We start from the raw sequence: 22,265 nt of genomic DNA, 5'->3' as shown, positions 1-22,265 counted from the left end.
CTTTTCTACAGACTGTCTATGATCCGCCTCATGGCCGGATAATCCGGCACCTGCATCACTCTGGTCACCTCCGGCGCCATTTCTTCTATTATTCCTTCAAAACTCTGGCTTGCCGCCCCGTAAGTGCTGGTCCGGAATCCATGCTTTTCCCATGCCAGCTTCTGGATGTCTCTGTCCAGCAGCGCCTCCGCTCCTGCGCGCCCGGCTTCGTCCAGCGCAATATATACGTGTGTGGACCATACGGTAGGAGACGGATAGATCATCACCAGATCATCCTTCATCTGTTCATAATCCTCCGGATTTTCCACCGCGAATTCCAGAAGCTGGCTCTCATATCCGGCGATCATCGGCTTCGCGCCCACTCCCATCCGCAGGAACTGATTGAACAGATCAGAAGACGACGTCTCCATATATCCCAGTCTGGCAAAGATCTCCTGAAGTTTCGGAATAACGTTTTCCACGGTAGTCTCGTCCACCGTCTCCCCGCCGTTTAGCACATTTGCCAGCAGCGCCGCGAACATATTTCCGGAATTGGATTTGGCAGGATCTGTCGTGTCCACAGAGACTTTCCCGTAGAGCTCCGGAACCCCCAGATCCGCCCAGGAAGTGTCTGCCATGATCAGATCTGTCAGCTTCACCATATCCGCATAATAGACCCCCTCCTCTTCTTCCACGATGCCTTCCCTCATCAGCGCGTCCAGGACAAGCTGATGTGTATAAAGAACAATCGGCGTATTGAATATGATCTCATCCTGCACCGGCTGCCCTTTCTCGTCTTCATAATATGCCAGCGCCGTCTGGCTGGAAGGGAACAGATAGTCCATCCCCGTCTGATCGGCAGTCACCATATCCAGGGAGCCTGCTCTGGAATATTGAAATTCCAGATGGTACTCCCTTCTCAGGATCTCCGCCGCCTCTTCATCTTCAAAAAGCCCGATCTTCTCTCCGCCCAGATATCCGTCCAGCACGGTCACCCTGCTCTGGGAAGAATACAGATAGTATCCTCCGGAAGCCAGGATCACTACCGCGAGAAGAATGATTCCCAGTGCTCTGGATTTCATGTGATCCCCTCCATCTTTCGCATTTTTTCCAGCAGTTTGATCTCTGCGTCCATATCCAGCATTTCACTGCTCATCAGGCGCTGGAACTGCTGTTCAAAAGCACGGTTCAAAGTCTTGATCGCGCCTTTGGTGTCCTCTTTCAGACGCAGCGCTTCCTCTGTCTTCAGACTGCTCTCCTGCAGTTCCACATATTTCCCCAGCAGAGAAGACGCGGTATCCTGATAGTAGTCGATGAACCGTCTGGCCATGCCGATCTTCTCCGGATGTTTTTCCAGATACTTCAGGATGCGGGCCGCCGTCTCATGCAGCTGTTCCGACTGTTCCCGCAGTTCAGCGTCTTCGATCTGTTTCATGGATCTGCGTATATTCTCAAAGTCTTCTCTGGCTTCTTCCAGTTTCTTCTCCAGCTCCTCCCCATTCTCCAGATCTTCCACGATGATCTTTCCGATCCTCCGTCTGGGGCGGCTCAGCAGATATACGCCTTCAAACAGCAGCACCGCCAGAACGATGCAGAGGAAGAAATTCCAGTGAAGTCCCAGAAACGCCGCCAGGAAAAACACTGCCGCCGCCAGTCCTGACAATATGCTTCGTACCTCTTCTTTTCGCTTCATCTAGTTATATCCTTTCACGCTTCGGAAAGCCCCTATCAGATCTTCTCTTCCATCGAACACTCTGGCATTCGTAAGATTGGCCAGTTCTTCCAGCTGATCCTCTCTGGCGTCTCCGAACATAATAGAAAATACCGGGATATCGCTTCCGTAGTCCTGATATGCCTCCGCGAAATCCGAATAGTCCATGCCGCCGTTGGATCTGCCGTCCGTCATCAGAATAATCGCAGGCGTATACTGGCTTGCGTCATAATCCTCTTCTATCATCTGCAGCCCCGTCAGCGCGGCGTCATAGATGTCTGTTCCGCCGGTACAATCCTCTGAGGCAACCGTTTCGTACAATTCCAGCAGATTCTCATCTGTGGAATCATTTACCACATAGATATTATTGATTTCATCGCTGAATGTAATTACGACATTTACTTCGCCCTGGTTTGCCTGAAGAAGGTTCTGGCGGGCGTAGTCCTGATCCAGGATCTGCTGCATAGCTTCCACCAGCTGACGGTTTCCTTCCCCGATCATGCTTCCGGAAAAATCCAGACAATACACGTTCAACGACGGTTTTTTAAATTCTGTCTGATACAGATTCAATGCCTTCAGCAGGACCTCCGAAGAGGGCATCACGATCGGTGAAAGGATCCGCTCCGTATCGATACCCCAGTCGCTGCGGAATACATCCAGATTTTCTTCCTTCACGCCTTCATAGCCGGTTCTGCGCCCGGTACGCTGAATCGCATTCTGAGCTTCGTCCGACAGCAGGTATTCCTGCACTTTCAGAAACGCTTCCTCTTTGCCGCTGTCGCCATGATCCACATACCCGAACGGCGAGTCCGCGATACTCAGTCCATCGTAGGGATAGACCACGTACAAAGTTTCTTTTCCCTCTGCTTCCAGCTGCTGATTGGCGCTGATCATCAGGCACTCATAATTGACCATGGCGTCATAGTCGCCGTTCAGGAACATATCTTTCAGCCAGTCAGAACTTCCGGAACTTCGTTCAATACCGGACAGCAGTTCTGTAATTTCCTGTTTCAGTTCTTCATTATCCAGATCTTCCTCCGTCATACTGTCCTGTTTGCCCATCAGAGCGTACAGAAAACCGATATAGGCGCTGGCCCCGGAATTGGACTGGGTGGCGCTGGTCATACAGAATGACATCCGGCCGGAACGGATCGCCTCCAGGATTTCGTTTACCGACACGTCTCTGCCTTTAAATCCCAGTTCTTCCGCCAGGCTGTCACGGATCCCGAATACCACCGGCGTCATGGAGACAGACTCCGCATGTTTTACCAGATATCCCGTATCTCCCATGGAGATCCAAAGGCTGCTCGCAGGCCAGACCGCGTCATAATCTTCAGCGCCCTGCTGCAGTTCCCGCATGATATCCAGCGATCCCTTGTACTCGATCTCAATATCTACCTTCGTCTCAGACGCGCACTGCTCCAATATGGATGCCAGTTCCTGATTCTCTGAACCGGACAGGATCCGGATCGTCTCATGCGCCCCTCTCGTCCTGAAAGTCTGCCATGTCCCGGAGGACTCTTCGGCTCCGCTGCTTCCGCAGGCAGACAGCAGGCCCACAGTCAGCAGCAGACAGACAGACAACAGACAGATCTTCAGATATTTCGGCATATGATACCTCCCTTTTTCTCACACCGGTATGAAAAACAGGAGCATGCAGCAAACGCATGCCCCGACCGCTTCTGTTCTTATTATGGCAGATGCTTCTGCCTGCTTCTATCATACCCGCCTGAAAATCAGGTAAAATTTATGTAAATATTGCTCAAATTGGATGATCTGTAGTACAATGGGATCGTTGCGCGAGGTGAAATCTATGAATGAGATAAGCGCGGGAGCCGTCTCCGCAAGAAAAGACGGCAAAATAAAAAAGGCGTTTCTCGCCGCATTTCCCCATACCATCCCGATCTTTGCAGGATTCTGGTTTCTGGGGATTACATACGGCATCTATATGAATGTTTCCGGCTTCAGCTTCTGGTACCCTATGCTGATGAGTCTGACCATCTTTGCAGGTTCTGTCGAATTTGTGGCCGTCAACATGCTGCTGGGCGCGTTCAACCCTCTTCAGGCGCTGGCCATGACCCTGATGATCAATGCCCGCCACCTGTTTTACGGGCTCTCCATGCTGGACAGGTACCGGGGAACCGGATGGAAGAAATTCTATCTGATCTTCGGCATGTGCGACGAGAGTTTTTCTATCAATTACTCTGCCCGCATTCCGGACAACGTAGACTCCGGATGGTTCATGTTCTTTGTAACACTGCTCAATCAGATCTACTGGTTTACCGGGGCTACCCTAGGCGGCATCTTCGGTTCCCTGATCACCTTCAACACGGAAGGGCTTGACTTTGTCATGACCGCCATGTTCGTAGTCATTTTCATGGATCAGTGGCTGAAAGAAGAACGGCATATCAGCTCGCTTTTAGGACTGGGGATCTCATTTCTCTGCCTGCTGGCATTTGGAGCCGATAACTTTATTATTCCATCTATGATCGCCATTTTAGGCGTTCTGACATTTCTCAGAAAGCCTCTTGAGAAAGGCGGTGAAATCTCATGACGCTGACGCAGCAGATCATCACGATCGCCATAGTCGTACTGGGTACCATGCTGACCCGCTTTCTGCCCTTCCTGCTGTTTCCGGCAGGAAAGCCTACGCCGAAATATGTCCGGTACCTGGGCAAAGTCCTCCCGCCCGCCGTATTCGGCATGCTGGTCATCTACTGCCTGAAAAACGTCAGTATCTTCACCGGTTCCCACGCCATTCCGGAGATGCTGTCCATCGCCCTCGTAGTGGCGCTCCATCTGTGGAAAAGGCAGATGCTCCTGTCTATCGCGGGCGGGACTGTGTGTTATATGCTGCTGGTGCAGCTGGTATTTTGATTAACGAAAACCCTCAGATGGCGGTCCGAGGGTTTTCTTATTCCTTTGCGGGGAATTACTATCCCCTTAAAATTTTATCCATTGCCTTCCCTTTTGCCAGTTCATCCACCAGTTTATCCAGATAGCGGATTTCTTTCATGAGCGGTTCTTCAATCTCTTCCACTCTGATTCCGCATATGACTCCTTTGATGAGTTCTCTTCGCGGATTTAATTCGGGCACCTTCTGAAAAAAAGAAGCGTAATCTATATCCGAGACGGAAAGTGTTTTGATCGCATCCCGGTCATAACCGGTGAGCCAGGAAATGACTTCATCCACTTCTTCCTGCGTGCGGCCCTTTCTCACAGCTTTATTTACCAGCAGAGGGTAAACCGATGAAAATTTCATCCGATACACTTTTTCATTATCCATTTGTCTGACCTCTTTATCGGCAGTCTTTTACTGGAACTCTTTTCTCAGCACTTCTCTGGGCGGTTGGATCTCATTGGCCAGCGTGTGCTCCGTAAGTTCTGACAGAATCTTGAGTTTTTTATTCAGAAGCGGCCTCATACAGTTGGGAACATGCTCCTGGTGCGCTCTGTGAATTGCCACACATTCTTTACAGTTTCCGTGATAACGGCACGCCTTCTGACAGGGACAATGATCCTTATCCTGATATTCCTCACGAAACTCGGACGCGAACTCTTCTTGCAGGCGCAGTCCTTCCGCACGGTTTCCCTTGTGAAATTCCTTCATGGCTGCAATTTCTTTTGGATTGTTTTCAATGAGCACTTTTATCCCCTCCCGATATTCTGTCCGTTCTGCGCTTTATAACCTTCGCCCCAGTCCTGCATGGCGTCAAGGATCGGTTTCAGACTCCGTCCCAGCTCCGTCAGGCTGTATTCCACCCGCGGCGGCACTTCCGCATAGGCCTTCCGGCTGACAAGACCGTTTTCCTCCATATCCCGCAGCTGCGCGGTCAATACCTTCTGCGACACATTGCCGATGGATTTTTTCAATTCTCCGAAACGTTTTGTCCCCGGCATCAGATCCCGCAATATGAGTACTTTCCATTTGTCGCCAATCAGCATAAGCGTGGTCTCTACCGGACATGCCGGCAGTTCTTTGATTTCCTGCATAGTCATCATTCCTCTTATTCGTTACTTTTGGATACTTACTTTCCAAAATTCGTTATGGAATAATGATAACATCAGGGAAAGAGAAATGCAATTTGAAAATCAGCAGATCTTATTCCCGTTTGCGGTCACTTTAAATTTCAGTCCCAGAAGTTCCGCAGCGCGTTTGCACATCAGCATCCGCTGCAGGAAAATCTCGAAATAATCCATCATAGAGCAGATATCTTCGTCCAGTTCAATCTCCAGCGTGATCACTTTTTTCCCGGCGTCTACCCGGAGATTGGAACTTAAAGCGGCGTAATTGACCCGGTCATGTTTGTCAAAGCTGGATTTAATCCGATTGCGCACCCGGTTGCGGCGTACATCTGTCTTGTCCGCCAGAATCAGTGCCGCCGACACCGGATCTACCGCGGATCCGCTTGACTCGTCATGCTGGCCGATGGCGCTGACGACTACCGCGATGTCCTCCGGCGGCATTCCCCATTCCCGGAGCATCTGAAACGCCATCAAAGCCCCCGTATGGGCATGGTCCGCCCGGTTGATGCTGTTGCCCATGTCGTGCATATATCCGGCGATCCTGGCCAATTCAACCGTATGATCGTCAAAATCCAGCTTCTGAAGGATTTTCCCGGCCGTTTCGGCTACTTTCGCCGCATGTTTCAGGGAGTGCTCTGTGTAGCCGAGCACTCCCAGTACATGATTTCCCTGTTCTATATAAGCATTTACCTCCTGCATCTGCTTGATTTTTTTATAAGTAATCTTTTCCATCGTGTTTCTTCTCTTTCTGTCTTTATAGTCTTCGAACGGCGTCCATTGCCAGGTCCGACCGCTCGCATTCTTCCGTCGTCATAGTGATCTGCCAGCAGAGCGGGCTTCCTTTCATATATTCAGAAGCATAGCTGAGTCCGTTGGTCCTTTCATCCAGAAACGGCTTGTCAATCTGATTGGGGTCCCCCAATAAAATGATCTTGGTCCCTTTGCCGGCGCGCGTAATGATGCCTTTTACCTGGTTCGGCGTCATGTTCTGCGCTTCGTCAATAATCAGATAAGTATTCACAAAAGAGCGTCCCCTGATAAAATTCATGGCCTCTGTCTGAATGATGCCCCGGTTAAAGATCTCTTCTATTTTCCCTTGAAGCTCCCGCTCATCGCGGTACCGTTCCTGCTCATTGGAATCAATCAGCTGCTCCAGATTGTCAATGATGGGACGCATCAACGGAGATATCTTCTCCTGCTCATCTCCGGGCAGGAATCCGATATCCGAATCGAACTGGGCGTTGGGACGGCAGATCAGGATACGACGGTATTCTTTTGTAGGATTATTTACGATTTTTTCCAGTCCTACGGCCAGGGAATAAAATGTCTTCGCCGTACCGGCCATTCCTTTCACGATCACCAGCGGAGCGTCCTTTGCCGGCTGCATCAGCGCTTCCTGCAGAAAATACTGGCCTGCGTTCCGGGGAGATACTCCGTACGGTTCGCTCTTCTGGTATTCCAGCGGCACCACCTTTGTGCCCTTCACTCTTCCTAAATGTGTTTTTTTCAGTGACTGATCCGCTTTCAGGATCACGAATTCATTCTCCGTCAGTTCCGGGCAGCTCCGGTTGCCTTCCTCGTCCGAAAGATACAGTTCGCTGCAGGACACGCCTTTTTTCTTAAATTCTTTAAACCGCTCTTCCGGCACATAGCACTGAATCCGCCCGCAGTACTGCTCTTCTTCCGGGATCACCTGCTCCGTGCTGAAGTCTTCCGCTTCCAGTCCCATGATCTGCGCTTTGATCCGGAGCACCAGGTCTTTTGTCACCAATACGGTGGGAATCCCTTCCCGTTCAATTCCACGGCATACCTTCAGGATCCGGTTATCCGCCTTGTCTTCCGGCAGGCTTTCCGGCAGTTCCACATCCACGCAGTTCGCTTCCACCCGCAGAAATCCGCCGTTATCCAGCGGCACTCCCTGCAGAAGATCGCCCCGCCCGCGCAGTTTTTCCAGAAAACGGATAGCCCTTCTGGCATTTGCTCCCCGCTCTCCGTCCGCTTTTTTAAGTCCGTCCAGTTCCTCCAGGACCACCAGAGGCAGTACCACCTGATTTTCTTCAAAGCACTGCATGGCGTAAGGCGCCTGAATCAATACGTTCGTATCGATGACATAAGTTTTCACCATCTGTTATCTTCTCCTCGCCTTCTCTGAAAATACATCTATGATGTTATTTTACTTTAGCAGGGAGATATAGAATCTATCTGTGCAGAACGTAAAATACAGGTAAAATTTCCGTCATGCAAAAGAGGCCGCCTCACGGCAGCCTTTCCAGACATAAAAAGGAAATATGTCTTGCTATACACTGTACCTGTCATTATACTGGACAATAAGGAGGAAATCATTATGGCAGAATATTACCGGATCCAGCCGAAGCTCACCAGTATCACCGAAGATGAATTTAATTCTCAAGAGACCGGAATCCCAAAAGTAGCAGTGTTGTCTCCCAAAGAAGCTTCTGGAAATATGTTTCTGCAAAAATATCATCTGCAGAATCTCCATCTTTTCGGTCAGGCACATTTTTGTAAGGCAGAAACCCATATGGGATTTTTATGCGGTACTTTCGCGCTTCCCTCCCCTAAAGTCCATGAAAAAAACGGGCGTTTCAGCTATCTGCTGGCAGGCGGGAAACTTATTTTTCTGGAAGAAGGCAGCCACGTTTCAAAAATACTGCGCCGCCTGTCCGAATCTTTTGACGGCAGCCATGCAGGGCTTGGTCTTTTTCTGGCCGCATTTATGGAAACCCTGATCGAGCATGATCTGGAGCGCCTGATCAAAATTGAAAACGAACTGGCACATCTGGAAGATGATGTACTTTCCGGGAAACTGGATCAGTTTAATCAAAAACTGTCGGCATGCCGCAGGCAGATCCTGGTATATTCTCACTACTACCTGCAGCTGGCCGACATAGGCAGCATTCTTCAGCAGAACGGTTCCGATTTCTTCACGGACAGCGAATTAACAGCCCTGCGTCTGTTCAGCGAACGAATCGGACGCCTGCATGAAGAAGCGTTGATGCTAAGAGAATATTCCACACAAGTCCGGGAGGTATATCAGTCCCAGATTGATATACGGCAGAATAATATTATGAAAATCCTCACCGTTGTCACCACTGTCTTCATGCCGTTGACGTTAATCGCCGGATGGTACGGCATGAATTTTACCGCCATGCCGGAACTGAACTGGAAATACGGCTATGCGGCGGTAATCATTCTGAGTGCCGCCACGGTTTCTCTGTGTATTTATCTCTGTAAAAAGAAGCATTTTCTGTAATTTTATAAAAATCCGTCAATGCCCCTGACAAAAGATACTCTCTCCATCCTTGATTGTTTCCAGAACCCGGATCTTCCGGATCCGGTCCTTTGGAACCTCCAGCGGATTTTCTGACAAGATCACAAAATCCGCGCGCTTCCCCGGAGCGATGCTTCCTTTCTGATCCTCTTCAAAATACTGATAAGCCGCATTGACAGTTACCGCTTTCAACGCCTCCCAGACAGAAATCCTTTGATCCGCTCCTAAAATAATCCCGTTTTTAGTCCGACGGTTCACAGCGCACCATATGGTCTCCAGCATATCCGGCAGAATTACCGGCGCGTCCTGATGAAAAGTAAAAGGCAGGCCGCATGCCAGAGCCGAGGCCGCCGCGCTGATCCGGGAAGCCCTTTCCAGTCCGAAGTTCTGTACATGTACGTCTCCCCAGTACCAGGTGTGCGCGGTGAAAAAGGAAACAACCGCCCCCAGATCTCTCGCTTTCAGCATCTGATCCGGCCGCATAAACTGTCCATGAATAATCACAGGACGAAGCGTCCGTAAAACCGGATATTCCTGTTCCGCTGTTTCCAGACAGTTCAGGAACTGCTCCGCAGCCGCGTCCCCGTTGCAGTGAGCGATGATCTGCACCTTCCTTTTTCCTGCTTCTCTTAATGCATCCAATACTTCCATATCCGTCATCGTTCCATATCCACGGTAATCCTCATCTCCCTGGTAAGGTTCTGTCATCCAGGCTGTACGCCCTTGCGGAGAACCGTCCAGAAAAATCTTGATTCCGCCGATCCGCACATGGCTGTGATAGCCGGTCCCGTACATTCCTATCTGCTGCTCTGCGGCCGCTAACGTCTCTTTATCCGGATATACAGCCAGATCCAGCTTCAAAATACGGGCATTTAACAACAATTGATACAACGGAAGCATTTCGTCCACCAGCATACCTTCCTGAATGGTGGTGATTCCAAAAGAGGCATATTGTTCCTGTGCCATTTCATATGCATGAAGAAGTTCCTCCGGGCCGGGCATAGGCACTTTCTTCGCCGCATCAAAATAGGCGTTTTCTTCCAGATAACCGGTCAGTCCTTTCGTATCCTTCCCGATATACCCTCCCTCCGGAGATTCCGTATCCGTGGTAATCCCGACATGTCGGAGCGCCATCCGATTCATAAGTCCGGAATGTCCGGACTTGTGCTGGATCACCAGAGCATGCTCGGGAGCCAGACTTTCTATTTCATCCACAGTCAGATGTTTCCCGTCCGGCAGAAGATTATGGTCATAATCTCTCGCCTGCACCCATGAGCCGGGACGAATCTTTTCTCTCTGAATAAATTCCAGGATACGATTATGGATCTCCTCTACGGATCCGGCGCCGTCCAACGATACCTGTAAAAAACCCATGGCCACCTGTGTAAAATGGCTGTGCGCGTCTATGAATCCCGGAAGCATTGTCTTCCCGTCCAGATCCACCGGCTCAGCATCCGGAGCCATCCTTAACAGTTCTTCCTTTTTTCCAACGCCAATAACTTTTGCTCCGTCCGTCAGGACCGCCTCTGCCGGCATCCGGTCCTCCATAGTCAGGATTTTTCCTCCATGATATAGTTTTTTCATTTTCATTTCCTTTCACTTTTTATTTTTATAAGGATTCCCCGGCAGGCGTCTTCTCAACCGCCTTGTTTCATTCGCTCCGCCGGACTGGCTGTCCGGAATATCTTCTGTTATAATAGATAAGATCGCAAAGGAGGCATGATCATGAATTCGGAAAATAAAGATAAAATCATCTCACTGAGGCATCTTCTTCATGCGAATCCGGAACTTTCCATGCAGGAGATAAATACCCGGCACTTCCTGATAGATTTTCTAAAAAAATATACCCGGCTGGAAATCCGCGAATACGGGCACTGGTTCTGCGCGCTGTATCATGCTCCGGTTCCCGGCGCTCCCATGATCGCATTCCGCGCCGACATGGATGCGCTCCCCATACCGGAAGGCGATGCTGTCCCGAAGGATCACGCGTCCCTGCATCCGGGCGTCAGCCACAAATGCGGCCATGACGGCCACTGCGCGGCCCTTGCGGGATTTGCCCTGGAAGTCTGGCAGAAACAGCCATCCGTCAACGTCTGCTTTCTTTTCCAGCACGCAGAGGAGACCGGACAAGGCGGCCGGGAATGTGCCGAATCTCTGGCGGATGCAGGCTGCGCGGCCGTATACGCGGTCCACAATCTCAGCGGATATCCGGAAAACAGTATTATCTGCCGGAGGGGGCTGACACAGTGCGCGTCCCGCGGACTGACCCTGTATTTTCACGGACGGGCGTCTCATGCCAGCCAGCCGGAAGACGGACTCAGTCCCGCAGGCGCGCTCTCGCGGATGGTTTCTTACAGCCAGAGCCTTCCGCATTCCCATATTTTCCGGGAAAAGGTACTCTGTACGGTCATCCGCATACATATGGGAGAAAAGGACTTCGGCATCGCTCCGGGGGAAGGCGAGATCTCCTTTACCATCCGCGCGAATCAGGAATCTGATCTGGAACTTCTGGAACAGCTTCTGAGGGAGAAAGCCGCCGGTCTCGCGGCGGCGGACGGTCTTTCCATGGAATATCAGATCGCGGATCCTTTTCCCGAGACCCGGAATCACGACTCTGCCATAACTGCCGTCGAACAGGCTGCGAAACGTCTCGGCAAAGAGAGGATCGAACTTCCGGAGCCCTGGAGAGCCTCCGAGGATTTTGGATATTATACAAAAAAATGTCCCGGCGCCATCTTTTATGTGGGCAACGGGACAGACTATGCGCCTTTGCACAGTACCGATTATGATTTCAATGACAGGATCCTGGAGACCATCGTGGATATGTATCTGGAGATCCTGACGGAATATTGCTGACCGCCGTCATCGGTCCGGACTGCCGGTAAGTTCATAATAAAATATATATTGCTGCATCACTCCCTGAAAGCCCCGGTATCTTCTGTTGGGGAATCCCCTCCGGTAATGCCGCTCCAGAGCCTGACGGATATGCGTATCCACGGGAAAGGCCTCCAGGTGATGCAGGGCAAACAGACAGATACAGTCCGCCACTTTTTCTCCCACGCCGTATAATTTCAGAAGTTCTTCTCTCGCCTTTCTATACGGCATCTGGGAGAGCCTCTCCAGATCAATTCCACCGGACAGCACGCTTTTTGCCGCGCGGACCACATACTTGCTGCGGTATCCCAGATTGCAGGCTTTCAGCGCGTCCTCCGAAAGTCCCGCCAACGCTTCCGGGCGCGGAAATCCATAATATTCTTCTCCCCAGGCGCTGACCTGCCTGCTCCCGTATTCCGCACAGATATTCTCTATACAGCGCCGGATCCTCGCGATATGGTTCTGCTGGGAGATCAGGAAAGAGACGATGGTTTCCCACAGATCCTGTCTGAGGATCCGGATGCCTCCTCCCAGTGCCGCCGCTTCTCTCAGATAAGTATCCCGCGGATTAATCTGCTCTATGTATCCGGCATAGTCATTTTCCAGATCAAAATAATCTTTCCAGTATACATCAAATTCCTGTTCCGGACAGTCAAAGACACAGTCTTCTCCGTTCTGCATCACCCTCACAAGGCGCTCTCCCGACGGGATCACGTAAGTTCCGGGAGCCGTTTCCCTCATGCGAAAGCACTGACCGGACGCACAGATCTGGGAAAGGTCAAAGTTCGATATAGTCTTTCGTATCATCCTCGTACCAGCTCCGCTGCGGCCTCTGCCAGAGCCGCGTGTGCCTCCCGGTCCAGATGCACCTGATCGGTCCCGCTTGCCCGGATCACTCTGGACGCGTCCAGAAACAGGCAGCCCTGATGCTCTGCCACGGCCTTGTACGCGGATGCCAGCGCCATGGATTTCCGACGGGATTCTCCGTCAAAATCACATCCCCATACAGAAGTCTCCACTCTCGCGCCCAACCAGGCCGGTGCGATCAGAAGAATACGGGCGGGCGCGGCCGCGCAGGCTTTCGCCCGCTCCACGATCCGTTCCGCTCCCCGGGCAATCTGAGACACAGACGCATGGTATTCTGTCTTGCAGTCGTTGGTCCCCAGCATCACGATCAGCATGTCTGCCGGCTGATTCCGGTTCAGCGCGTCTTCCACGCAATCCAGGCCGCAGATTCCCGGATTCCCTTCCTCCCGGAAAATAGTGGTCCTTCCACAAACTCCTTCCTCTGCTACCAGATACTCATCTCCCAACAGCTCCTGCAGACGTCCCGGCCAGCGTTCCCGCCGGGAAAAACGTCCGCTTCCGTCCGGAATGTATCCGAAAGTGTTGGAATCTCCAAAACATATTACTGTCTTCTTCGTTGTCCTCTCCACATTCATCTCCTTAATGGTCCCCGCAGCTGTGTCCGCCGCAGCCATGATCCCCGCAGCTGCCGTCATGATGATGTTCTCCGTGATGGTCGCAGGTGGCATCTGTATGGTATTCCAGTTCATTTTTCAGAAACGCATCCACTGCTTCATCTGCTTTTCCCGAACATCCCGCGTACAGCCGGATCCCCGCAGCTGCCAGCGCATTCTGCGCTCCGCCTCCGATACCGCCGCAGATCAGCGCGTCCACCTGGTGTTCCTGAAGAAATCCCGCCAGCGCGCCGTGTCCGCTTCCATTGGTATCTACCACTTCCGAGGATACTACTTTTCCGTCCTCTACCTGATAAATCTTGAATTGTTCCGTATGTCCAAAATGCTGAAAAATTTCCCCGTTTTCATAAGTTACACCAATCTTCATTTTTTCTTCTCCTTTACCTGCCGAGTTTTCAGGCATGCCTTGACAGTGCCGTCTGCAGCACTTTTCCCGCTCCCGGCAAAATACATAATTACCTCCGCCGATCCTCAGTTCCAGACCTTTGGCAAGGCACAGGGCCAGTTTCTTCCGCGCGCTCTGATAAATAGACTGAACCGTCGTCCGCGCCACTTCCATCTGCGCCGCGCACTGTTCCTGAGTCAGTCCCTCCAGATCCATCAGCCGGATACATTCATATTCATCCAACGTCATGGATACGGAGGTTCCCCCCAGGGACCGCCCTTGTCCCAGAGGTCCAAAACAGGTATAAACCGGACGTCCGCAGACCCTCCGCCGCTTACATGGTCTTGGCATCCTGATCCCTCCATCATCATTTTATAAGATGATTATAACTCATTATTGACATATGTCAACAAAAAAGAGATAATAAAATTACTGTATTTAGGAGGCGTTTTATGAAGAATACCATGACAACCTTTACCGGCAGACATTTTGATCCTATGCAGATCAAAACAGAAGACATCTGCATGGAAGACATTGCCCATGCTCTGAGCCTGACATGCCGGGGCGGGGGACACCTGAAATATTTTTATTCCGTAGCACAGCACTCTCTCAACTGCTCCGCAGAGGCCAAAGCCAGAGGCTGGTCCGGAAAACTCCAACTTGCCTGTCTCCTTCACGACGCCAGCGAAGCGTACATCTCGGATATCATACGTCCGGTCAAGGCGAACCTGAGCAACTACCTTGAGATCGAAAGCCAGATTATGGAAAAAATCCTGGAAAAATTCAACCTTTCCGACCTCACCGAAGGTGAGCGCAGAATGTGGAAGCAGATCGACGATGAAATGCTGTATTATGAATTGAAAAATCTGATATCCGGAGAAGAAGATTTGGCCGCACCGGAATTGTGCGCTCTGCCTGATATATCCGAACGGAACTGGCAGAGTGTAGAAACGGATTTTCTCAGAACCGCGCATACGCTGATTTCTGTTAAATGAACATCTTTATCAGCCTGCCGGAAGTAAAAAGGAGCCGCTGCTCCCGGAAGTGATTTCTCTTCCGTTTTGCAGCGGCTCCCATTATAAGGGTTAAAATCAGCCTTCAATGGCGATCTTGTTCTTTGCCTCCACTTTTTCGCCGGATTTCTTTGGAATGGACAGTTTCAGAATACCATCCTCGTATTTCGCCTTGATCTCTTCCTGGGTAACGCCGTCACCCACATAGAAACTACGGCTCATAGCTCCGGCATAGCGCTCCTGGCGGATGTAATTTCCTTTTTTATCTTTCTCGTCTTTATCCAATCCTTTTGCAGCGGATACGGTCAGATAACCATCTTTCAGCTGCGCCTGAATCTCATCTTTCTTAAATCCAGGCAGATCGATATCTACTTCATAAGAATCGTCTGTTTCACGTACATCGGTCTTCATCATATTCCTTGCATGTTTACCATACAACGGATTCTTCTTTTCAAAAAAGCTGTCAAATGGGAAATCCATCCAGTCGTCAAATAAGTTTTCTCCAAAAATACTAGGCATCAACATAAGTCATATCTCCTTTCAACAACTCTCATTACAGTTTCAAAGAACATCAGGAAAGGAGATCCGCGGGTCCGTCTCAGATGTCTCATCGTTTCCCTTTCCTTTGTTCTATCTGTACTATAACACCAATCATTAGCACTGTCAACCCCTGAGTGCTAATTTTTTTGTGAAAAAATTGTGAACGTTAATGCCTCACCGCAAAGTAAGTCGCCAGAATATCCTTCATATACTGATACCGTCTGGCATAGGAATTTTCCACCCGGATCAGTTCCATATCATGTGCTTTGCAGATCGCCTGTTTCTTCCGGTCCCTTGCCTTCACCGTTTCCTCTTCAAAATGCTCTTTTCCGTCCAGCTCGATCACAAGGACCGGATATTTCCCGTTTCCGCGTTGTTCGTATACTACGAAATCAAACCGTCCTGAATAAAAAAGGTCGCTGTAATTTACATTCTCCTGGAATACCTGGGACACTGCCACCTCTTTTTCCACCGAAAAACGGTTCTGAGACAGCCAGAGGTTATCCAGCGCGTGATTCAAAGTGGTGAGGAAGGCTTCCTCCGTGGCCGTACTGAACGGCTTCACCCCCAGCGCCCTGGAACGTACTTCCTTGGGCGCCACCTGGGACTGTCCGTTGGTCTGCACATACCGGATCAGGTCATACAGATCATCTTCGCTCCCTTCCTGATGCAGCCGTTCCAGATTCCTGGTGCTGGACAGGACGATCAGACGGTCCCTGGCGCGGGATACGGCCACATTGATCAGTTCCCGGTTGTTTTTCAGCCATTCATAAGTACCTGCATAGGTTTCGTCCGTCAATGCCGTGGAAAACAGCACCACATCCTTTTCGTCCCCCTGAAATGCATGCACGGTACCGCAGGACACATGTGTCAGATGCTTTTCTTTCAACCGGTCCTCAATGGCCTTTCTTTGATTGACAAATGGCGTGATGACGCCGATACTCTGATCCTTGTGTGTCTCCGCGTAGCGAATGACCTCTTCCACTTCCGCCGGCGCTGTATTTTTATAATCCGTTTTTCCATCCTCCATATCCATATAGACCAGAGGCGAATCTTCCTTTTCCTGAGAACGGATCAGCAGTCTGGAATTGTAATACTTCTTATTATTGAATTCTATGATCTTCGGGCTACACCGGTAATGATAGCGCAGCAGCACCTCGTCACTGACCGGGTCGCACGCCAGATAGGTTTTATAGATCGAATTTTTACGATAGTCATACTCATCCGGCACCATATACTTGCGGCGCAGCCGTTCGTTGGAGGTCTCATCCAGCAGGATCACGGGATTAAGCTGCTGCGGATCTCCCACCAGCATCAATTTTTTACCCCGGACAATAGGGGTAAGAGAGACTGCGGTATTACACTGGCTTGCCTCGTCCATGACCGTCATATCGAAGCAGGGTTCCGGCGGTCCCAGCCGATGGGCTGATATGCAGGTAGTGGCAATGACCGGGAAGATTTTCTGGAAACGCTTCAGGTTCTCCTCACTGCCAAGATAGGTCCCGAACGCCTCCATCTGTTCCCGTTCTTCTTCCATATACAGGATCTCTCTCAGTTTCCGGTTCTGGTCATCACCGATCCGTCGGATATACTTCACGGATATGTAATAAAGATATTTATACAAATCCTCCTTGTCATCCGTCAGAAGCGCCCACGCATCCTCATCCGTAACCTCTCCTACCTTTTCCATGCGGCGTTCTACACCTTCCAGCTGGCGTCCTTTCAGGTCAGCCTCAAAAGGCAGCTGCTGCACGGACATTCCATGCTGTTCATGGTATTCCAGCAGCCGGTCAATGGCTTCTTTTCTCTCCTTCAGATCCAGCAGTTCCTCATACCGGCGCAGCAGACCGGACAGCCTCTTGGCCCGCTCTGCCCGTCCGTCCCGGTTCCGTTCCAGGGTGGAGGTGTAGACCGTAATCTTCTCCGTACTTTCGTACAATTCCCGCATCCGCTTCAGCGCTTCTTTCACCTTTTCCTGGTTTCCCAGGCGGATGACCGGAAACGGGATCTTTTTCCCTCTGTATCTCAGGTTTTCCAGTTTTTCCACCACGCCGTCGATGGGATGGTTATTGTAAGAGGCCAGAAGCACTGTCTTCTCGTTGAAAAACGCCGTCAATACCGTATTGAGGATTGTATTTGTCTTTCCCGTTCCGGGCGGCCCCTGGATATAAGCCACCGGATATTTCATGGCATTGTGGATCGCCAGCAGCTGGTCCAGATTCAGTCTCTGGTTCAGGAGGGCGAAGGGGACCGGCCTGCTCCCCCTGGGACGGTCCAGCAGTTCTCCGAAAAATGCTTTTATGGGAACGGTCACCTCCCCTTTGCGGTACATCTCCAGGATCCCGTTATACTCTTTATGGAGATCCATCGGCAGATCCATACCCAGTCCGATCAGGTAGGGCAGATCGTCCACGACCGTCTTCCCGCCTGCCGCACGCGTCAGCGCATCCTTGATCTGCTCCTGATTTCCCTCAAAATCATCCAGAAGCTCATAGTCTTCTGCATCCAGAAACCGTCGGATGCTCTCCATGTATCCGCCCACCGTAAATTCCCTGCAGACCGTGATATCCTCATCCGGCCGGAGGCATCTCTGTTTCACGTCCAGCCGCATTCTGCGGTAGGCAAGCACATACAGTCCCTTTGATGTGTAAAGGCTCGTCACGTTCATAGCCAGCTGCTGGATGACGATTTTGCCGTTTTCTTTCCGGTCGCGGCCCCGTCTGGCGCGGATCTGAAAATCGCGGACGATTTCCCGGAATTGTTCATCGTCCAGCGAATACTGCTCTCCATGAAAACTATCTCTGTCAAGATGGCTGACCAGGGCAAAATCCGCCTTATAGGGCGTCGCGTCCATCCGGCTGCAGTCTTCCAGATAGTTTAATATCTTCAAATTAGGAGCATGCTCAAACAGCGGACGGTATTTATGCGGGTTCCGGCTGATATCCTTTACCAGCCATTCATTGACCGGATACCATGTCCCTTCCAATATCTCCGAAGAGAGGATAGAATCCAGGTATATGGCAGGAAATTCCTCGATACGGTACAGCCCCAGATGCATACCTTCCACCTTCAGAGTTTTCCGCCTGGGATCCAGATCCTGGATTCCGATCCAATAGCGGGTGACCTGTCCTTCCCGGTTCCGGTACTCTATGGTCATCCACTTTCCTTCATGAATTGCCTGAAACACATCACGGTATATGGGATTCATTCCGCCACTCCCTCTCCGATCATCTGTATTTTCACCCTCAGGATCCGTTCTGCCGACTCGTCAATACGAGCTTCCGACAGTTCTCCGTTTTCTGCCGCCTGCAGGACTGCCTGGTACGCATCCTGGAAATCCTCCGGCATCAGCAGGAGATCCGCACCGGCGTTCAGCGCCGTCAGCGCCACCTCGCCGGACGTATACTGCTCCGTAACCGCGCCCATATTCAACGCGTCTGTGACTACAATCCCGTCAAATCCCATATCGCCGCGCAGGATCTCTGAAATCAGAGTATACGACATCGTCGCCGGCGTATCGTCTCCCGTCACCTGCGGACAGGAAATATGACCGGCCATGATCACTGAAATCCCCGCGTCAATTCCTTCCTGAAAAGGAATAAGAGCGCCGCTTTTCAATTCTTCCAGCGTATCATCCACGTATGCGTAACCGTTATGAGAATCCCCTGTCGTACCTCCGTGTCCGGGGAAATGCTTGTATACTCCCAGGATTCCCTGACTCTTAAGCCCCCGCCATTCTGCCAGGGCCATCCTGCCGGCAGTCTCCGGATCTGAACTGAAGGCGCGTTCCTTTACCACTGTATTCTCCGGATTCGTAAGTACGTCCGCCACCGGAGCCATATCCATATTGAATCCCAGTTCTTTCAGATAAGATCCAATCTGTTCACCCAGCTCATAAGCCTCGTCTGTGTCCCCAGCGGCCCCGATCTCACTTAAGTTCGGGAATTCCGGCACGTCAAACGCCGGATTTCCTGCAACGCGGGTCACCTGGCCTCCCTCTTCATCTACCGTCAGGAAAACCGGCAACCCTATACGTTCTTTTGCATACCGGGCGGTATTTTCCAGCATGGTCTTTGTCTGTTCCGGATTCTGCAGATTTTTGGCAAAGTACACCAGCCCGCCCACCGGACAATTCTCATAGGCTTCTCTGGTGGCGTCCCCTGCCTGGACCGCAGTATCCACGCCTGTCAGCTGCTCCGGTGTGATGATGAAAAGCTGGCACACCTTTTCCTCCAGCGTCATGTTCTCCAGAATCTGCTGAATTTCTTCCGTATCCGCATCCTGCGCGGCCCCGGCTGAATCGGCAGAAGCGTCTGCGATATCCGCGGCGTCCGCCGCGGCTGTCTCACTGCTCTCCTGAACAGGTGCGGCCTCATTGTTCTTCCTGACAGGCGCTTCGGCGTTTCGGCATCCCGGCAGCAGCGACATACAGAAAAGGGACAGCAATCCCGCGTATAAAATCGATTTTCTCATATTCCTTTCTCCTCGAAGATCTCCCGGAAACGCAGGGCATCCTCCAGTGTATGGTTCCAGCCGTCTTTTTTCAGATCCACCTGCCACCCGTCCTCCGTATCCCGGACTTCCACGCCCTCTGCTTCCAGCAGACGCTTCTGCAGGTCGTACACATCAAATGAGGCCGCTCCGCTTAAGATTCCTCTGGCATTCACGATCCGGTGCGCCGGAATCCCTTCGCCCAGCCTGCCCCGGCCAAGGGCGTATCCCACCTGGCGGGCATTGCGGGGTTTTCCGCACAGCAGCGCGATCTGTCCATAGGTTGCCGCTTTTCCATAAGGAATATTACGGCACACAATCTCTATTCTCTTATAAATATCCATTCTGTTCACCCCGGTTCTATCCGTAGTATATCGCGGAGAATACCCGGTTTGCAACCGGTTTGCAATTACTTAGAACTGTATATGACGCAGTACGCGGGATTTTCTACATAAAAAAGCCGCGCGGCAGACACCGCGCAGCTTTTCATGCGTCTTCCTTCTTATGGCTTTCAAAATAAGGGAAACGTTCCATGGCTTCCAGGATGTCCCGGAAGTCCTCTCTGGGCGCCAGATCGATATATTTCTTCAGAAGTTCTGTCTCTTCCTCTTTGTATTTCCCATAGAAAATGTCAAACAGATTGTGGCCGCGCACATAAGTGCGGATCTCCTCCATATGCTGCTTTACATCATCCGCCGTTTCCAGATCTTTTCCCAATATCTCCCGCAAATGTCTCCCGCTGGTGATCCGGTGCAGATACTCCTTCCATTTCTCCAGCAGTATCTGATAGAATGACTCTTCGGATTCTACCACTCCCAGCTGCGTCATCACTTTGGGATTCAGGAAATAATTTTCAAAGGAGTAATATCTGAGAATCAGCACATTTTCCGGACGCACTCTGGGCAGCCGGTCCATATCCTCCAGGTTCCGCTCCTCATAGTACCGGCAAAGCTGGCGTCCCAGCACGGCCGGATCCTCGCCGTCCCCGTCCCGGATCATCAGGAACTGATCCCGCAGATAGATCTGGTTCATGTATTTCAGGTTGGCGTAGGTCTTGATATTCGTACAGCTGTTGGTGGTAATGATCGCGACTCGGGAGAGCCTGCCCTCCGCGTCGTACACTTCCGAATAATATTTCTGAAGCAGCAGGGGAAGGCGGCTTTTATCCTGTTTTCCTTCTACGATAAATACAAAGTTCACGTTCATCAGATCGCCCGCAGTATATCCGAGGTCGTCCAGGATCGCGCTGATATCTGTTTTCTCCCGGATATCCGAAGAGCCGTCCTCCCGGATCACCATCTGGCGGATCTGGCGGCTGTTAAAATTAGACAGCAGGTTGGGCGAATGGGTTGTAAAAATCACCTGGTTTTTCCTGGACAGCCGGTACAGGATCTCTCCTGATACTTTCTGCAGTCTGGGGTGAAGGAAAATCTCCGGATCTTCAATCAGGATAATGCTCGGCAGATTTTCTTCAATCTCCGTATACGCTTCCAGCAGAGAAAACAGATAAATGCATCGCATGCCCTTGCCCATCCGTGAAATGGGGCGGGCCAGATTCTGGGCCGGATTCCGGAATTCAGTTGTTACATGAAGCATCTGTTCCACATCCCGGTTCATGGAATACAGGATCTGGTCCCGGCCGCCGTTCTTCCGGAAGCTCTGATTCACGCGTCTGGCGAAGTCGTCCAGGTTCAGCTGATACAGTTTATAATCCAGCAGCTTCGCCGTCTCAAACACATCCAGTTCCCCCGGCGCTTTCTTCTCGATCAGCCCGATACAGCTGAAGCAGTAATTGCACTTCTTCGCCTGATTGAACATACAGCATCCGGACCGCATTCTCTGCAGGATCTCATCCTCCTGCAGGAGCAGCAGATCGCCCTGCAGCGCCTCCAGGTTCCGTTCTGTATCCACATAATAAATCTTCGGAAAAACTTCCTGCAGATACGGATTATGTTTTCTTACGCCGTCCTGACAGCGCACCCGTCCGGACCTGTTCGCCGTCATGGTGAAGGACAGGCGGCCATCCCGAAATGACGGCAGTTTTTTCTGAAAATCCTGAAGCCAGGCGTCTTTTCTGCGATACTGGCTGACCATACCGCCCCGGTGCAATAATTCCAGATCTTCCGGGGTAAATTCCAGCGTCACCGAAATCTCGACGTTGGCCCCGTCCTCTCCGAAATCCTCCGGCGTGATCTCATACTCCCCTCCCACAGCGCGGACCGCATCCAGCACCGTCGTCTTGCCGGTATTGTTCTGGCCTACCAGGATCAGGGCATTCTCGATATTCCGGATCTGCATGTTATGGATAAATTTAAAATTGTGAATATACAGGTCTGTGATCTTCATGCTGTTTTGATCTCCTGACAAACTCTTTGAGTCTCCGGGTAAAGTTGATGTTTCGCAATTACTCTTTTATTATATTTAGCGTTGTCAGAAAACACAAGGAGCAATACCCGAATTTCAGGAAATGAATATT

At 51.1% G+C, this 22,265-nt stretch carries 22 protein-coding genes; 5 read left to right on the top strand and 17 right to left on the bottom strand.

Annotated features, from left to right (window positions below; all coding sequences use genetic code 11):
* Window positions 1–5: 5 nt before the first annotated feature.
* Genes B5F29_RS04075 through B5F29_RS04065 form a run of 3 tightly spaced genes read right to left on the bottom strand, consistent with a single transcriptional unit; the run spans window position 6 to window position 3,301 of the window.
* Window positions 6–1,061 carry a hypothetical protein gene (locus B5F29_RS04075; RefSeq protein ID WP_087153391.1) on the bottom strand — a complete coding sequence of 352 codons (1,056 nt, stop codon included), beginning with the start codon at window positions 1,059–1,061 and terminating at the stop codon, window positions 6–8.
* Window positions 1,058–1,672 carry a 5-bromo-4-chloroindolyl phosphate hydrolysis family protein gene (locus tag B5F29_RS04070; protein ID WP_087153390.1) on the bottom strand — a complete coding sequence of 205 codons (615 nt, stop codon included), beginning with the start codon at window positions 1,670–1,672 and terminating at the stop codon, window positions 1,058–1,060. Before B5F29_RS04070 ends, B5F29_RS04075 begins: the two co-directional genes overlap by 4 nt.
* On the bottom strand, window positions 1,673–3,301 hold the full coding sequence (locus tag B5F29_RS04065) for a substrate-binding and vWA domain-containing protein (protein ID WP_087153389.1): 1,629 nt from the start codon (window positions 3,299–3,301) through the stop codon (window positions 1,673–1,675). It lies immediately after the preceding gene.
* Window positions 3,302–3,503: 202 nt separating this feature from the next.
* Here B5F29_RS04065 and azlC point away from each other — a divergent pair, with 202 nt between their 5' ends.
* Both azlC and B5F29_RS04055 read left to right on the top strand, forming a co-directional pair.
* The gene (azlC, locus tag B5F29_RS04060) at window positions 3,504–4,244 is read left to right on the top strand and encodes an azaleucine resistance protein AzlC (RefSeq protein WP_087153388.1); all 741 of its coding nucleotides are present in this window, start codon (window positions 3,504–3,506) and stop codon (window positions 4,242–4,244) included.
* Window positions 4,241–4,567 (top strand): branched-chain amino acid transporter permease, encoded by a 327-nt coding sequence (locus tag B5F29_RS04055; RefSeq protein WP_087153387.1) that lies wholly within the window; start codon window positions 4,241–4,243, stop codon window positions 4,565–4,567. Before azlC ends, B5F29_RS04055 begins: the two co-directional genes overlap by 4 nt.
* A gap of 58 nt (window positions 4,568–4,625) precedes the next feature.
* On the opposite strand, the gene B5F29_RS04050 is transcribed toward B5F29_RS04055, so the two are convergent.
* From B5F29_RS04050 to B5F29_RS04030, 5 genes are all read right to left on the bottom strand, one after another.
* Window positions 4,626–4,976, bottom strand: coding sequence for a DUF2200 domain-containing protein (locus B5F29_RS04050; protein ID WP_087153386.1), 351 nt, complete (start codon window positions 4,974–4,976; stop codon window positions 4,626–4,628).
* A gap of 27 nt (window positions 4,977–5,003) precedes the next feature.
* Window positions 5,004–5,336: an LPS biosynthesis protein gene (locus tag B5F29_RS04045; RefSeq protein ID WP_087153385.1), complete on the bottom strand. Its 333-nt coding sequence runs from the start codon at window positions 5,334–5,336 to the stop codon at window positions 5,004–5,006.
* Between the two features lie 2 nt (window positions 5,337–5,338).
* Complete coding sequence (locus B5F29_RS04040; RefSeq protein ID WP_087153384.1) at window positions 5,339–5,683, bottom strand: winged helix-turn-helix transcriptional regulator; 345 nt, start codon at window positions 5,681–5,683, stop codon at window positions 5,339–5,341.
* Window positions 5,684–5,782: 99 nt separating this feature from the next.
* Window positions 5,783–6,448 (bottom strand): HD domain-containing protein, encoded by a 666-nt coding sequence (locus B5F29_RS04035; RefSeq protein WP_087153383.1) that lies wholly within the window; start codon window positions 6,446–6,448, stop codon window positions 5,783–5,785.
* 22 nt (window positions 6,449–6,470) lie between these two features.
* On the bottom strand, window positions 6,471–7,841 hold the full coding sequence (locus B5F29_RS04030; protein WP_087153382.1) for a PhoH family protein: 1,371 nt from the start codon (window positions 7,839–7,841) through the stop codon (window positions 6,471–6,473).
* Window positions 7,842–8,060: 219 nt separating this feature from the next.
* Between B5F29_RS04030 and B5F29_RS04025 the strand changes: the two genes are divergently transcribed.
* A complete protein-coding gene (locus B5F29_RS04025; RefSeq protein WP_087153381.1) occupies window positions 8,061–8,987 on the top strand; it encodes a magnesium transporter CorA family protein in 927 nt (308 codons plus the stop codon).
* A gap of 15 nt (window positions 8,988–9,002) precedes the next feature.
* Here the strand turns inward: B5F29_RS04025 and B5F29_RS04020 are convergent, their stop codons facing one another.
* Complete coding sequence (locus B5F29_RS04020) at window positions 9,003–10,589, bottom strand: amidohydrolase (RefSeq protein ID WP_087153380.1); 1,587 nt, start codon at window positions 10,587–10,589, stop codon at window positions 9,003–9,005.
* A gap of 141 nt (window positions 10,590–10,730) precedes the next feature.
* Here B5F29_RS04020 and B5F29_RS04015 point away from each other — a divergent pair, with 141 nt between their 5' ends.
* A complete protein-coding gene (locus B5F29_RS04015) occupies window positions 10,731–11,861 on the top strand; it encodes a M20 metallopeptidase family protein (RefSeq protein WP_087153379.1) in 1,131 nt (376 codons plus the stop codon).
* Window positions 11,862–11,867: 6 nt separating this feature from the next.
* Here B5F29_RS04015 and B5F29_RS04010 read toward each other — a convergent pair whose 3' ends face one another.
* The 3 genes from B5F29_RS04010 to B5F29_RS04000 are packed head-to-tail and all read right to left on the bottom strand — an operon-like array spanning window position 11,868 to window position 14,096.
* Window positions 11,868–12,686, bottom strand: coding sequence for a DNA-3-methyladenine glycosylase family protein (locus tag B5F29_RS04010; protein WP_087153378.1), 819 nt, complete (start codon window positions 12,684–12,686; stop codon window positions 11,868–11,870).
* Window positions 12,683–13,381 carry a GDSL-type esterase/lipase family protein gene (locus B5F29_RS04005; protein WP_162608359.1) on the bottom strand — a complete coding sequence of 233 codons (699 nt, stop codon included), beginning with the start codon at window positions 13,379–13,381 and terminating at the stop codon, window positions 12,683–12,685. Before B5F29_RS04005 ends, B5F29_RS04010 begins: the two co-directional genes overlap by 4 nt.
* Window positions 13,326–14,096 carry a NifB/NifX family molybdenum-iron cluster-binding protein gene (locus B5F29_RS04000; protein ID WP_087153376.1) on the bottom strand — a complete coding sequence of 257 codons (771 nt, stop codon included), beginning with the start codon at window positions 14,094–14,096 and terminating at the stop codon, window positions 13,326–13,328. Before B5F29_RS04000 ends, B5F29_RS04005 begins: the two co-directional genes overlap by 56 nt.
* A 101-nt stretch (window positions 14,097–14,197) precedes the next feature.
* On the opposite strand from B5F29_RS04000, the gene B5F29_RS03995 reads away from it, so the two are divergent.
* Complete coding sequence (locus tag B5F29_RS03995) at window positions 14,198–14,740, top strand: HD domain-containing protein (protein WP_087153375.1); 543 nt, start codon at window positions 14,198–14,200, stop codon at window positions 14,738–14,740.
* 96 nt (window positions 14,741–14,836) lie between these two features.
* Here B5F29_RS03995 and B5F29_RS03990 read toward each other — a convergent pair whose 3' ends face one another.
* The 5 genes from B5F29_RS03990 to B5F29_RS03970 form a co-directional block, all read right to left on the bottom strand.
* Window positions 14,837–15,283: an Hsp20/alpha crystallin family protein gene (locus tag B5F29_RS03990; protein ID WP_087153374.1), complete on the bottom strand. Its 447-nt coding sequence runs from the start codon at window positions 15,281–15,283 to the stop codon at window positions 14,837–14,839.
* A 181-nt stretch (window positions 15,284–15,464) separates the two neighbouring features.
* A complete protein-coding gene (locus B5F29_RS03985) occupies window positions 15,465–18,506 on the bottom strand; it encodes an AAA domain-containing protein (protein WP_087153373.1) in 3,042 nt (1,013 codons plus the stop codon).
* The gene (locus tag B5F29_RS03980) at window positions 18,503–19,771 is read right to left on the bottom strand and encodes a glycoside hydrolase family 3 N-terminal domain-containing protein (protein WP_087153372.1); all 1,269 of its coding nucleotides are present in this window, start codon (window positions 19,769–19,771) and stop codon (window positions 18,503–18,505) included. Before B5F29_RS03980 ends, B5F29_RS03985 begins: the two co-directional genes overlap by 4 nt.
* Window positions 19,768–20,133, bottom strand: coding sequence for an MGMT family protein (locus tag B5F29_RS03975; RefSeq protein WP_087153371.1), 366 nt, complete (start codon window positions 20,131–20,133; stop codon window positions 19,768–19,770). The genes B5F29_RS03980 and B5F29_RS03975 overlap by 4 nt, the downstream gene beginning before the upstream one ends.
* 142 nt (window positions 20,134–20,275) lie before the next feature.
* Complete coding sequence (locus B5F29_RS03970) at window positions 20,276–22,135, bottom strand: ATP-dependent nuclease (RefSeq protein ID WP_087153370.1); 1,860 nt, start codon at window positions 22,133–22,135, stop codon at window positions 20,276–20,278.
* Window positions 22,136–22,265 lie beyond the last annotated feature (130 nt).

It is taken from the genome of Lachnoclostridium sp. An196, from assembly GCF_002160135.1.
Lineage (GTDB): Bacteria > Bacillota > Clostridia > Lachnospirales > Lachnospiraceae > Hominiventricola > Hominiventricola avistercoris.
This window is presented reverse-complemented; position numbering and strand designations above follow the sequence as displayed.

Coding starts and splice junctions, on each gene's coding strand:
- B5F29_RS04075 (WP_087153391.1), bottom strand. CDS start 1,061: ATGAAATCCAGAGCACTGGGAATCATTCTTCTCGCGGTAGTGATCCTG.
- B5F29_RS04070 (WP_087153390.1), bottom strand. CDS start 1,672: ATGAAGCGAAAAGAAGAGGTACGAAGCATATTGTCAGGACTGGCGGCG.
- B5F29_RS04065 (WP_087153389.1), bottom strand. CDS start 3,301: ATGCCGAAATATCTGAAGATCTGTCTGTTGTCTGTCTGTCTGCTGCTG.
- azlC (WP_087153388.1), top strand. CDS start 3,504: ATGAATGAGATAAGCGCGGGAGCCGTCTCCGCAAGAAAAGACGGCAAA.
- B5F29_RS04055 (WP_087153387.1), top strand. CDS start 4,241: ATGACGCTGACGCAGCAGATCATCACGATCGCCATAGTCGTACTGGGT.
- B5F29_RS04050 (WP_087153386.1), bottom strand. CDS start 4,976: ATGGATAATGAAAAAGTGTATCGGATGAAATTTTCATCGGTTTACCCT.
- B5F29_RS04040 (WP_087153384.1), bottom strand. CDS start 5,683: ATGCAGGAAATCAAAGAACTGCCGGCATGTCCGGTAGAGACCACGCTT.
- B5F29_RS04035 (WP_087153383.1), bottom strand. CDS start 6,448: ATGGAAAAGATTACTTATAAAAAAATCAAGCAGATGCAGGAGGTAAAT.
- B5F29_RS04030 (WP_087153382.1), bottom strand. CDS start 7,841: ATGGTGAAAACTTATGTCATCGATACGAACGTATTGATTCAGGCGCCT.
- B5F29_RS04025 (WP_087153381.1), top strand. CDS start 8,061: ATGGCAGAATATTACCGGATCCAGCCGAAGCTCACCAGTATCACCGAA.
- B5F29_RS04020 (WP_087153380.1), bottom strand. CDS start 10,589: ATGAAAAAACTATATCATGGAGGAAAAATCCTGACTATGGAGGACCGG.
- B5F29_RS04015 (WP_087153379.1), top strand. CDS start 10,731: ATGAATTCGGAAAATAAAGATAAAATCATCTCACTGAGGCATCTTCTT.
- B5F29_RS04010 (WP_087153378.1), bottom strand. CDS start 12,686: ATGATACGAAAGACTATATCGAACTTTGACCTTTCCCAGATCTGTGCG.
- B5F29_RS04005 (WP_162608359.1), bottom strand. CDS start 13,381: ATGACGGCAGCTGCGGGGATCATGGCTGCGGCGGACACAGCTGCGGGG.
- B5F29_RS04000 (WP_087153376.1), bottom strand. CDS start 14,096: ATGCCAAGACCATGTAAGCGGCGGAGGGTCTGCGGACGTCCGGTTTAT.
- B5F29_RS03995 (WP_087153375.1), top strand. CDS start 14,198: ATGAAGAATACCATGACAACCTTTACCGGCAGACATTTTGATCCTATG.
- B5F29_RS03990 (WP_087153374.1), bottom strand. CDS start 15,283: ATGTTGATGCCTAGTATTTTTGGAGAAAACTTATTTGACGACTGGATG.
- B5F29_RS03985 (WP_087153373.1), bottom strand. CDS start 18,506: ATGAATCCCATATACCGTGATGTGTTTCAGGCAATTCATGAAGGAAAG.
- B5F29_RS03980 (WP_087153372.1), bottom strand. CDS start 19,771: ATGAGAAAATCGATTTTATACGCGGGATTGCTGTCCCTTTTCTGTATG.
- B5F29_RS03975 (WP_087153371.1), bottom strand. CDS start 20,133: ATGGATATTTATAAGAGAATAGAGATTGTGTGCCGTAATATTCCTTAT.
- B5F29_RS03970 (WP_087153370.1), bottom strand. CDS start 22,135: ATGAAGATCACAGACCTGTATATTCACAATTTTAAATTTATCCATAAC.